This window comes from Chitinophaga sp. S165, assembly GCF_003182155.1.
In the GTDB taxonomy this organism is placed as follows: Bacteria; Bacteroidota; Bacteroidia; order Chitinophagales; family Chitinophagaceae; genus Chitinophaga.
The window spans coordinates 872,136-883,548 of sequence record NZ_QGTG01000002.1; the positions used below are offsets into that span (position 1 = coordinate 872,136).

Sequence of the window (11,413 nt, forward strand, 5' to 3'; positions counted from 1 at the left end):
GAATCATCATATTTAGTCCCTGTAGGGTGTTTTGTCGGTTATGAAATTCTGAAGATCAGCCAGCTGAGTGTTGTCGGCGGAAGTCATGTTCTTCAGTTTTGCAAGCATACGTGCAGATTCCTCCTGCTGGTGATTAAAATGGCAGGCCAGAGAAAGTATTGCAAGTACGTCTGGCGTATCCGGCCATAACTTGAATGCCTGCCGGGCAGTCGCCAATGCTTCTTTGTCTTTTTTCAGTTTGAGCTGGAATGTAGCCAATGAAAGAAGGGCCGATAGCGATTCTGTATTTTGTGCCAGCAGCTCATTTGAAAGGGTCAGACCTTCTTCGTATTTCTTCTGATCTTTCAGTGATGACAGCAATTCGAAATAAGCGGGCCTGAATAATGGAGCGTCATGAATTGCTTTTCTACAAAGGCTGTCAGTCCCTTTATAGTTTTTAAGATCAAGATAAAGATAGGCCAGATCAACTGCTGCAGCAAGATCGTAAGGAGCCTTCAACAGATAATCTTCCAGTACTTTACGATAAGCTGTGGTATCCTGTTTTAATATATCCCACTGATTTCTTATTGAGTCGTCCTGGATATCGTAGTACCTGCTATTATCCGTTACAAGGGAAAGTTCGTCCATTAATTCCTCGTCATCCAGCGTTGTTGTAGTAGCTCTCAGTACGGAGAACAGGCTGTCTGTTCTGGTCAGGTCATCATTGAAATAGGCAGCCGTGATAAGATGTACGAGGGAACTGGTGTGCCCCGGAAATTTTTGCAGGGTGGCGGTAAAGATCTTTTCAGAACTTACATACTTATGTTCTTTAGCCAGCTGGACGCCTTTCATATAGTCTACCCCAGCTCTGAAATAAGCAGGTAAACGGAAGAGGGCGAGCAATAGTATAACGCTTACCCCTAGTGCACCCCAGATCACTTCTCTTTTGAGCGGGTACCGGGATAATTCCCGCCGGCAGTCCTTGCAAAGCCTTACTTTATAACCGCGTTCGTATTTGGGATCATGACATTTAGCACATCCTGCAGACCGCAGATTGATGCGGTTACTGAATTCTTCCATAGGTTATAACATATTAGGTAGCGGAAAGATATGTTTTTAGACCGGTATTCGGAAAAGGAGCTAACAGCTGTATAAACAGGCGTTAATATTTTATAAATATTTTAACCCTTTGTTTTATTCCTATTCCATTAAATTTGCCTAATATTCTTTTTCAAGACTTTATACTTAAACATGAAGAAATTATTCTTTTCGCTGGGACTAATGGCGGCTTCTTTCGGTGTTTTTGCACAGGATGCCAAGAATGCAGTTGCTAATACAGCTATGGGAGCAGCCACACATTCCAAGGATTTCTTAGTGATTCAGTTGGGATATGTCGGGTTGACAGGTACGGGCGCTGGCGCTATCAATACTGGTTTTAACCGCCAGCTGAATATCGCATTTATGTATGATATTCCTTTGCAGAAAACTAATTTCAGCCTTGCAGCAGGTTTAGGGATCGGGTCTGATCATTATCACCTGAGTGATATGAGCCTGGACCTGAGAAGTGCTTCTACTATTCCTAATTTCGATGAAACTGATGCTTACAGCAAATTCAAACTGGCGACTACCTACCTGGAGATCCCATTGGAATTACGGTATCGCCAGGTTCCTGAGAATGCAAACAAAGGCTTTAAGGTTGGTGTAGGTCTGAAGATCGGTAACCTGTTGAATGCACATACAAGATCAGTAAGTAATGTGAATGGTTCCAAACTGATTGAAAAAGAAGCCAGCAAACGTCTCTTCAATACCTGGCGCTTTGCCGGTACAGCTAGAGTTGGTTATGGTAACTTCGCATTGTATGGTACTTATGCACTGAACGGACTGTTCAAAGACAACGGTACTTATGACGTGAACCCTTATTCTTTCGGATTTATGCTCAGCGGTTTATAATCTGTTGAGAAGAAATATTAAAGGGCATTCGCTTATGCGGATGCCCTTTCGCTTTTATGGTAATATTGTGTCTTAGTTGCCTTTAAAAGCAGGTTTACGTTTCTCAAGGAACGCTTGTACTCCTTCTGTGTTGTCGGCTGTATTACCGGCAATTTCCTGGCAGTAAGCTTCGTAGTCAAGTACTGTATCCAGGTTTTCTGTCATCCCTTTTGTGAGCATCTTTTTCAGCAGTGCAATGGCTTTAGTAGGAGCATTGGCATAAAATGTTGCCTCTGCTAATACCGCGGCTTCCAGTTCTTCAGGTTTCACCACCTTATTGACAAAGCCCAGTTGTTGTGCTTCTGCTGCGGATAATTTTGTAGCCTTTGTGGCTAGTTCGAAAGCCCGGTGATACCCGACAGTACGGGGCAGGAAATAGGAAGATCCTGAGTCGAGCACCAGGGCTATATTAATAAAGATCTCCACCATAGCAGCCGTTTCGCTGGCGATGATCATATCGCAGGCAAGCGCCAGGGAGCAACCTGCTCCGGCCGCAATGCCATTCAGCTGGCAGATAACAGGCTTCGGCATATTCCGTATAGCCCTGATAATAGGATTATAACGTTTATGCAATGATTCACTGAGACTACGTTTTTCTCCATTCATAGCCGCTTTCAGGTCCTGACCACTGGAGAAGGCCTTGCCCGCACCAGTCAATACTACTACCCTTACAGCAGGGTCCTTTTCTACCTGTTTCAGGGCATCTTGCAGTTCATAACTTAAAGGGTCATTAAAAGCGTTGTATACATCCGGACGATTCAGTGTGATGGTGGCAATACCTTCCTGGATGTTCAATAAGAGAGAGGTGAACATAACGTTTGGAATTTATAATAACTTATCAATGAAGGATAAAGGATCAGGAATCGTGATCAATTCCTGATCCTTTATTATTTCTTTACAGTGTTTCTTTCAGCCATTGGAAGAATTCCCGTTGCCATACAAGGGCATTCTGGGCTTTCAGTACCCAGTGGTTTTCTTCGGGGAAATACAGCAGCTTACTTTTGATGCCTTTCAGCTGCGCCAGCTGGAAGGCCTGCAATCCCTGTTCAATGCCCACACGGAAATCAGTGCCACCCTGAATAACCAGGATAGGCGTATTCCACTTGTTAGCATATTCGCTGGGATTGTATTCCTTATAAACTTTTCCATTGGCAGCATCCCAATAAGCTCCAATATCCCAGTTAGCGAACCAGAGCTCTTCTGTGGTACCATACCAGCTTTTCAGGTCAAACAGACCGTCGTGTGCAATGAATGACTTGAAGCGGTTGTTGTGTACACCAGCCAGCATATATACAGAGTATCCGCCGTAGCTAGCCCCTACTGCGCCAAGACGGTTTTTGTCTACATATGGTTCCTGGCTTACAGCGTCGATTGCACTGAGATAGTCGCGTATAGGCTGTCCACCCCAGTCTTTGCTGATAGATGCATTCCATTCCACACCATGTCCTGGCATACCGCGGCGGTTAGGAGCTACTACGATGTAACCCTGAGAGGCAATAAGCTGGAAGTTCCAGCGGTAGGAATAGAATTGAGAAAGTGCCGCCTGTGGGCCTCCCTGGCAATATAATAAGGTCGGATACTTTTTAGCAGGATCGAAATCGGGCGGGAATATTACCCAGGCAAGCATGTCTTTATTGTCTGTGGTTTTGATCCAGCGCTTTTCTACTTTACACATGCCCGTTTTGTCGTAGGTCTCTTTATTCACCGTAGTGAGCGGTTGCAGCGTACCTTTAGGCAGTTGCAGGGTGAAAAGCTCGGCTGCGTGGTTCATATCCGTACGGGATACCACCAGCGTATTGCCTACCTGGCCTACGATACCACTGATATCGAAGTCGCCTTCTGTTACCTGACGTATGTTTTTAGCGGTGGTAGCTGTAATGTCTTTCTGAAGATTGATTTCCAGCAGCTGTTCAGTGCCTTTTACTACAGCCAGGAAGAGCAGTTGTTTGCCGTCTTTATTCCAGTGGATGGAAGCAACGGTACCATCCCAATCTTTTGTAAGATTAGTACGTCTACCGGTAGCGCGTTCAAATACAATGATGTCGTTCTTGTCTGCTTCAAAACCATCTTTCGCCATCCCCAGCCATGCCAGGTATTTGCCATCGGGGCTAAAAGAGGGAGCTACATCATAACCAGCCAATCCTTCGGAAAGGTTTTTGGTAGAGCGCGTTTCCAGGTTGTATTCGTAGATCTCGGTGTTGGTGCTGAGTGCATATTCCTTACCGAACTTCTTTTTAGCAACGTAGATGATACTTTTACCATCGGGGCTCCAGATCATATCTTCTGAACCACCGAAAGGCATCTGAGGGCTGTCGTACAATTCGCCCTCCATGATATCTACAGGGGCGCCTATTTTACCATTCTCGTAAGTGGCATAAAATACATGCTGGAAGTTACCGTCTTCCCAGGTATCCCAGTGGCGGTAGTTGAGATTATCATATATCTGCACGTTAGACTTAGGAAGATCAGGATAGAAATCACTTCCTGCCACTTTTTTCAACTTCACTTCCTTGGAGAACAGGATATGTTTGCCATCGGGCGCAACACGGATATTCTGCAGGCCACCTTCGATATTGGTGATCTGGGTAGCGCCAGTGCCATCGGCGTTCATTTCCCACAGCTGACCTTTATAGGTATAGCTGATCTTTTGTCCGGCGATAGCGCTGACATCGCCTTCAGCACCGGGTTCTGTGGTGATCTGTTTGGCGGTGCCTCCTGTGAGCGGGATAGCGTACAGGTTCTTTTCGCTTTTATTTTCCGCGATGTTATATCGCGAAACGCCGTAAATAACTGTCTTACCATCTGCTGTGATCGTTTCCCCGCTAACTCTGCCCAATTGCCAGAGCAGTTCAGGCGTCATTTTCTGCTGCGCCGTTGCCATAGTTGATATAAAAAGTGATGTTAACAAAAGTGATTTGTGCATGTTCAGATTTTGTTTGGACGCTAAATGTAGGGAAAATAGTCAGTTGTAGAGCCAGAAGAGGGCGATTACCGGTCATATCCTGCCGCCTATGGGGCAATGGACTAATTCCATACCTTTGCAGTAAATTATTATATACTTTGATTGAGAAGAAACAAATTGTACAACAGGAAGAGAGAGCGGTTATTGTGGGATTGATTCATAAGGAGCAGTCGTCAGAGCGCCAGGTACAGGAATACCTGGATGAGCTGGTGTTCCTTGCGGAGACAGCCGGAGCTACTACTGTAAAGCGGTTTACCCAGAAATTGGCTCGTCCGGACAGGGCTACTTTCGTAGGAAAGGGTAAGCTGGAAGAAATTAAGGATTTTATTACTGGTAGAAATATCAATCTTGTCATATTTGACGATGAGCTGACTGGTTCCCAGATAGCCAACATCGAGAAGGTATTGAATGTGAAAGTGATAGATCGTAGTGACCTGATCCTGGACATCTTTGCCCGCCGTGCACGTACGGCCCAGGCGAAAGTACAGGTGGAGCTGGCGCAATATCAGTACATTCTGCCCCGCCTGAAAGGGATGTGGAGTCACCTGGAAAGACAAGGAGGTGGTATCGGTAGCCGAGGTCCGGGGGAAACGGAAATTGAAACGGACCGTCGTATCATCAAGGAGAAGGTCGCTTTGCTGAGAAAGCGTCTTGCCGAGATTGAAAAACAGTCGCTTACACAACGTAAAGACCGTGGTGAATATATTCGTGTGGCCCTGGTAGGTTATACGAATGTGGGCAAGAGTACTATCATGAACCTGTTGAGCAAGAGCGAGGTATTTGCCGAAAACAAGCTGTTTGCTACACTGGACACTACCACCCGTAAAGTGGTATTTGACCAGACTGCGTTCCTGCTTAGCGATACGGTAGGGTTCATCCGCAAGCTGCCTCACCATCTTGTAGAGAGCTTCAAGTCTACCCTGGACGAGGTTAGGGAAAGTGATATTCTGCTACATGTAGTGGATATTTCTCATCCGCAGTATGAAGATCAGGTAGAGGTGGTGAACCGCACATTGCAGGACCTGAAGGCTTTCGACAAGCCCATTATCATGATCTTCAATAAGATGGACCTGTATGAACAGCAGACTTTCGACAAGTGGCTGGCTGATGATATTAAACAGGACATCCTGAACCAACTGAAAGAGAATTGGGAAACCCGGACCCAGGGAAACTGCGTATTCATTTCCGCTTTAGAGCGTAAGAATATTGAAGAACTGCGTAAGACCATCATGGAAAAGGTTGTAACCCTTTACAGAGAGCGTTACCCATACAAGAGTGAATATTTTTATTAGAAGACTTCATGGCAAAACAATACAACTGGCATCGTTTATCAGATCTGTATGCGAGAGATGGGGAGATCGGTGTAATGGAAATACAGGGTAAAAAGATCTGTTACACCCGCTATGAGCAGCAGCTCTATGCATTCGCATATAAGTGTCCGCATGCAAGCGGCATCATGGCGGATGGTTTTATAGATGATGTCGGTAACGTTGTTTGTCCGCTGCACAGATACCGGTTCAATATAAAGAACGGGTATAACAGTAGTGGTGAAGGCTTTTACCTGAAAACCTATCCGCTGGAGCAGCGGGAGGACGGCCTGTATATCGGGTTTGAAAAATCCAGTCTTTTCGGTTGGTGACACCCTGTTAATTTTCGATTAATAACCCGCTTACTTTTGTGGAAGTGCTGGCAGTGCTGTACCTTTTCCGCATGTCACTATCTTCTGTTTCGGAAAAAAAAGTCAGTCTGTGGATGGTCGGGCTGCTGATATTTGTACATATCAGTGGTCTTCCGGTTACTATAATGGAGCCGGACGGCGCTTTATATGCTGGTATCGCCAAACATATGGTGCAGCATCATGATTACCTGAACCTGTTTGTTGACGGTCAGGATTGGCTGGATAAACCTCATTTCCCTTTCTGGATGGCGGCCCTCTCCTACCAGTTATTCGGCTTTACATCGTTCGCTTACAAGTTGCCTGCATTTTTATTCCTGATGCTAGGGGTGGCTTATACCTACCGTTTTGCAAAGGACCTCTATGGAGAACAGGTGGCCCGTTGGTCTGTTTGTATCCTGCTGACAGCAGAGCACCTTGTTATATCGAGTACAGACGTGCGGGCAGAGCCTTATCTGACAGGGCTTATCATTGCAAGTGTTTATCATCTGTATAAACGGCAGTTGCTGTTGGGAGCTTTGATGGCCGCCTTTGCCGTAATGACAAAGGGCCCTTTCGCTTTGGTGCCGATAGGCTTTGCGCTGATAGGGCAATTTGTATTCACAAAACAGTGGAATGAGCTTTTCCATGTACGCTGGTTGATAGTGGCGGTGTTGGTCGGTGTGTTTATTACACCAGAGCTGTATGCATTGTATCAACAGTTTGACGCTCATCCGGAGAAGGTTGTTTTCGGGCAAACAGGTGTATCAGGTATCCGTTTCTTTTTCTGGGATAGCCAGTTCGGGCGCTTCATGAACAGTGGCCCGATCAAAGGCAGCGGGGACCCTTCTTTCTTTCTGCATACAGTATTATGGGCCTTTCTGCCTTGGTCTATTTTCCTTTATGTGGCGGTGATCACCTTTATCAGGAAAGGACGCCAGGCAAGGGAGTATTATTGCATCAGCGGGGCGCTTACTACCTTCCTGTTATTTTCGTTGTCGAAATTCCAGCTACCGCACTATCTGAATATTATATTTCCCTTCTTTTCGATCCTGACAGCGCAGTATATTCTGTCGATCAGAAAAGAAAAAGCGTTCCGTATTACGCAGTATGTCATTATGGTGATTATCGCTATCGCTATTCCTGGTTTATGGGCGCTTTACCGGCCTCAAATCAATTTTGTGGCTGTTATATTGATCGGGCTCGTAATCGGCGTTTTTATATGGCTCCCATTGCAGGGAATCGCAAAGGTGTTTTTCCGGACCTGCCTGGCGAGCGTAGTGCTGAATCTTTTTCTGAACGGACTGTTCTATCCTGATGTGTTGCGGTATCAAAGTGGAAGTGAGGTGGCGTTTTATGCAAATGAAAATCTGAAGGGCGGAGCAGTAGGTATGTACCGGGCGCATTCTTATGCGCTGGAATATTATCTCGATGCGCCCTGGTTGATGTATGATACTTTACCTCCGGGACCTTCGTTGATTTATACGACTCCTCAGTTTAAAGATTCATTGATAGCGCAGGGGCATCAGTGTAAGGTTATTCAGACGTTTTCGCATTTCCCTGTGACCAGGCTTGACGGTCAATTTGTAAATTTTTATACCAGGGAATTCGCTGTGGATAAGCGTTTGCTGGTTCTTGTAGATTCTTTTTAGAAAAAAATATGAAAAGAATTTTGCAGGAATAAGAATTTGTCTATCTTTGCAATCCCGAAACGGGGAAAACACTCCTCCTTAGCTCAGTTGGTTAGAGCATCTGACTGTTAATCAGAGGGTCTCAGGTTCAAGTCCTGAAGGGGGAGCGAAAAAGAAAAGGCTTGCAAATGTAGATTTTGCAAGCCTTTTTAGTTTTCAGTAACTTCAGCGATTAACAAGATATCTTTCTTTAAAGTTTTGGCAGGGTTTGATCATTTAACAGCTAAGTTGTAGCTTGAATACTCTCTATCTTTTATATACCCGCTTCAACATAATTCTTAATTAAGGGCTATGAAGATTAAAAAGCTTAACATAAAATCATACAGACATCTAGAGAATATAAATTTTGACTTTACTTACCCGGAAGGTCATAAGAAGGCAGGAGTACCGTTGGAAAAGATCTGTATAGTTGGGCAAAGTGCGACAGGGAAGACAGGTATTTTAGAGTTGTTGAAGAACAATATGTTAATATTATCCCAGACCGAGCTTCTTAATAATACTTATTTGTACAGATATGATAATGCTTTTTTGGATGGTGATGTACAAACAGAATATCAATATAATGGAGGGAGTTTGATCTCTGAAAAGGATAAAATTATTAAGAATGGAATTGAAATTAAAGACTTACCATCTTCTGGAGGAGGTGCTGTGGGAAGGCTTGTTGATGAGAGTTTCAAATTACTGTATTTTAGCGCTGACATTATTTCAAAAGAGACAATAAATATTCTTGATAAAAATCCTTTGGATATTGTTACTGTTATATCTGACAAGAAGCAAGAGAATATCAGTGTTTCAGGATTTACTGAGAATCCAGGATATATATATGAATTTTCGCAGGCTATAAATGTTGACGTGTGGCTACTGTTATTAAATAATATATTGAATTACAGGAAGGAATTTACACAGTTGATGTCTAAACTGATAAATAATGGAGCTATAGGAGACGTAAATAGATTGAATAAAGAATATGTCAATTGGTCAAAAGCTCATGAAAATCCGTTGTCGGCTTTTGCAGGAGCCATTAATCCTGTGCTGGATAAATTAAGTTTGGAGGTTGACCTTGTTAATACAGAATATCCAGTTCCCATCCGATCAAAAATAACGGAAGAGATCCTTTCAATTTCAAGTTTAAGTACGGGTACTAAGGGATTATTACTTTCTTTATTTCCCTTAATGCAATTGGATACTGATAATGCTATCATTTTATTAGATGAACCTGAACGATCACTTTTTCCGGATGTACAGATTGACCTGATGTCATATTATCAGCAACTGGCCCCTAAAGCTCAATTTGTGGTCGCTACGCATTCGCCCTTTATTGCAGCCGCATTTGAACCGGAAGAGCGTTTTATTTTATACTTCGATAAGAATGGCAAAGTAGCTCTTAGACAAGGATTATCTCCCATTGGGGATGACCCCAATGACATTCTTCGAGAGGACTTTAACGTTGAGTATTATAACGAATTTGGCAAAAAAGCATATCAGGATTATTTGAAATTGAAACAAGAGATGGTCCAGGAAAAAGATCCTGAGAGAAAGAAGGACCTCCTTTTAAAGGCGGTAAAGTTGAATAATAAATACAATTTTGATTTTGAATGAGGAAGGCAATAAAAGATCCGAATTCGACAATTATAGTCGATGGCTTAAGCTATATTCCTAAAAATTCGGCTAACAATAAAAAAATAGAAGCTGTATTATTACAAGAACAGAAGAACTATTGTGCATATACAGATGAGTATATGGGCAGGCCTGACGCAAAAGATATAGAGCACTTTAATCCAACATTAAAAAATACCCAGCAAGATAGCTACTTTAATTGGTATGTTGTAAAACATCAATGGAATAAAGAAAAGGGCAGCAAATGGGCAAATTTCCAACCAGTATTACATCCTGATTCTGTGGATTTCGAGGATAGAGTATTATACTACAAAGGAGACTACATAGCAAAATCGAATGATATTGAAGCAAGTAACTTGATTAAGTTATTAAAATTGGATGATCAAGTGTTAGCCGATAGGAGAAAAAGGTATATTAAGAATACGAGAACGCTTATCAGCATCTATGGTGCAGACGAACATAGCTTTTTTAATGATCTAATTGGCCGGGATCCTGAGCAGATTCATTACCCAAGAGCAATTAAAGAGGAATTCAAAGTAGATATTTGGTCAATGCTACCATAAAATATCCTATATTAATGATTATAGTTTGTTGAATTTTTTTAATAAATTCTGCAAGAGCTAGTTAGATAATCGTCTTTTTAGGGGAGAAAAGAAAAGGCTTGCAGATAAGATTGGAACAAATCCGGTATTTTAGGAAACAATGACAACCGGCTATGTGGGGACGATGAGAAATTCGCTGAATTCTGATAAATCGTGAGAGGAAAAGTTATATAATTATCTCATTAGGGAAGCGAAAGAAAGTGATGGCTTCCAGAAATGCAGGCCTTTTTTGTTTTTATGAACCATCAAAAGGGATCAAGTTGAAACCCTGGCGATTCATGTGATCAAGTCACGGCTACGCCTATCCACTTTTAGCGCGGAATAACACATATCAAAATAATCCAAGCCGACTTTCAAATTAGAGCGCATTCGGGAGTGATCTCCCAATCGGAGAGAGACCATTCATAAACAGTGAAGACATTTTTTATGTAAGCAGCAATTCCTTCACCGTTCGATTCCCCGGCAAGCTTTTCACCACCACCATGACTTTACCACCCGCAGGCAGTGCCGCTGCTTTGTAATACCAGTCTACGCCGTTCCGGCCCAAAACTGCCCGGCCGCTTTCTGTGATAACGCCCTCTGCGTCTATTACCTTTACCTCCACTTCTGCTACCCGGAACTCATTTTGGGCAGTCACTACAACTTCCTCCTTTTCTAACCTGATATTCTGGACTTCAGGACTGCGGTAAGCATCCTTCACCGCAATATTATAGGCGTTTTGGCCCGGCCCTGCCAGCGACTGATAGTAAGCCTTTATCTGCGGATCTTCCATCATCAGCTGCGCGCGTGCCGAAGCAATAGTCATCTTAAGCCTTGCTTCCAGCTGCTTTTGCGTAGGCTTTTTCCTTGAAGGGCCGCGTTTCTTCGCCATAATGATCTGCCCATTCCTTTCGTAGATCGTGATTTGCTTGCCGAGAGA

General features: G+C 43.5%; 10 protein-coding genes and 1 tRNA gene. 7 read left to right on the plus strand and 4 right to left on the minus strand.

Annotated features, from left to right (window positions below; translation table 11 throughout):
• Window positions 1-12: 12 nt before the first annotated feature.
• Entirely contained in the window at window positions 13-1,059 is a 1,047-nt protein-coding gene (locus C7475_RS11830) for a hypothetical protein (RefSeq protein WP_110053556.1), read from the minus strand.
• 171 nt (window positions 1,060-1,230) lie between these two features.
• Between C7475_RS11830 and C7475_RS11835 the strand changes: the two genes are divergently transcribed.
• Window positions 1,231-1,929 (plus strand): outer membrane beta-barrel protein, encoded by a 699-nt coding sequence (locus C7475_RS11835; RefSeq protein ID WP_110053557.1) that lies wholly within the window; start codon window positions 1,231-1,233, stop codon window positions 1,927-1,929.
• A 72-nt stretch (window positions 1,930-2,001) separates the two neighbouring features.
• Here the strand turns inward: C7475_RS11835 and C7475_RS11840 are convergent, their stop codons facing one another.
• Together C7475_RS11840 and C7475_RS11845 are read right to left on the minus strand one after the other, a co-directional pair.
• The gene (locus tag C7475_RS11840) at window positions 2,002-2,781 is read right to left on the minus strand and encodes an enoyl-CoA hydratase-related protein (RefSeq protein WP_110053558.1); all 780 of its coding nucleotides are present in this window, start codon (window positions 2,779-2,781) and stop codon (window positions 2,002-2,004) included.
• An 82-nt stretch (window positions 2,782-2,863) separates the two neighbouring features.
• The gene (locus C7475_RS11845) at window positions 2,864-4,891 is read right to left on the minus strand and encodes a S9 family peptidase (protein ID WP_110053559.1); all 2,028 of its coding nucleotides are present in this window, start codon (window positions 4,889-4,891) and stop codon (window positions 2,864-2,866) included.
• A gap of 137 nt (window positions 4,892-5,028) precedes the next feature.
• Here C7475_RS11845 and hflX point away from each other — a divergent pair, with 137 nt between their 5' ends.
• From hflX to C7475_RS11875, 6 genes are all read left to right on the plus strand, one after another.
• Window positions 5,029-6,222 carry a GTPase HflX gene (gene hflX, locus C7475_RS11850; protein WP_110053560.1) on the plus strand — a complete coding sequence of 398 codons (1,194 nt, stop codon included), beginning with the start codon at window positions 5,029-5,031 and terminating at the stop codon, window positions 6,220-6,222.
• A gap of 8 nt (window positions 6,223-6,230) precedes the next feature.
• The gene (locus C7475_RS11855; protein WP_110053561.1) at window positions 6,231-6,569 is read left to right on the plus strand and encodes a Rieske 2Fe-2S domain-containing protein; all 339 of its coding nucleotides are present in this window, start codon (window positions 6,231-6,233) and stop codon (window positions 6,567-6,569) included.
• A 71-nt stretch (window positions 6,570-6,640) separates the two neighbouring features.
• Entirely contained in the window at window positions 6,641-8,236 is a 1,596-nt protein-coding gene (locus tag C7475_RS11860; protein ID WP_233259828.1) for a glycosyltransferase family 39 protein, read from the plus strand.
• 72 nt (window positions 8,237-8,308) lie between these two features.
• Window positions 8,309-8,382 (plus strand) — tRNA-Asn (locus C7475_RS11865).
• A 184-nt stretch (window positions 8,383-8,566) separates the two neighbouring features.
• Window positions 8,567-9,874, plus strand: coding sequence for an AAA family ATPase (locus C7475_RS11870; protein WP_110053562.1), 1,308 nt, complete (start codon window positions 8,567-8,569; stop codon window positions 9,872-9,874).
• Window positions 9,871-10,455 carry a hypothetical protein gene (locus C7475_RS11875; protein WP_110053563.1) on the plus strand — a complete coding sequence of 195 codons (585 nt, stop codon included), beginning with the start codon at window positions 9,871-9,873 and terminating at the stop codon, window positions 10,453-10,455. The genes C7475_RS11870 and C7475_RS11875 overlap by 4 nt, the downstream gene beginning before the upstream one ends.
• Window positions 10,456-10,918: 463 nt before the next feature.
• Here C7475_RS11875 and C7475_RS11880 read toward each other — a convergent pair.
• Window positions 10,919-11,413: hypothetical protein (locus C7475_RS11880; RefSeq protein ID WP_110053564.1), on the minus strand; the 495-nt coding region annotated here is incomplete at its 5' end.

Excerpts from the sequence above, each read along its gene's own strand:
- C7475_RS11855 (WP_110053561.1), top strand. The coding sequence starts at position 6,231 with ATGGCAAAACAATACAACTGGCATCGTTTATCAGATCTGTATGCGAGA.
- C7475_RS11845 (WP_110053559.1), bottom strand. The coding sequence starts at position 4,891 with ATGCACAAATCACTTTTGTTAACATCACTTTTTATATCAACTATGGCA.
- C7475_RS11860 (WP_233259828.1), top strand. The coding sequence starts at position 6,641 with ATGTCACTATCTTCTGTTTCGGAAAAAAAAGTCAGTCTGTGGATGGTC.
- C7475_RS11840 (WP_110053558.1), bottom strand. The coding sequence starts at position 2,781 with ATGTTCACCTCTCTCTTATTGAACATCCAGGAAGGTATTGCCACCATC.
- C7475_RS11870 (WP_110053562.1), top strand. The coding sequence starts at position 8,567 with ATGAAGATTAAAAAGCTTAACATAAAATCATACAGACATCTAGAGAAT.
- C7475_RS11835 (WP_110053557.1), top strand. The coding sequence starts at position 1,231 with ATGAAGAAATTATTCTTTTCGCTGGGACTAATGGCGGCTTCTTTCGGT.
- C7475_RS11830 (WP_110053556.1), bottom strand. The coding sequence starts at position 1,059 with ATGGAAGAATTCAGTAACCGCATCAATCTGCGGTCTGCAGGATGTGCT.
- C7475_RS11875 (WP_110053563.1), top strand. The coding sequence starts at position 9,871 with ATGAGGAAGGCAATAAAAGATCCGAATTCGACAATTATAGTCGATGGC.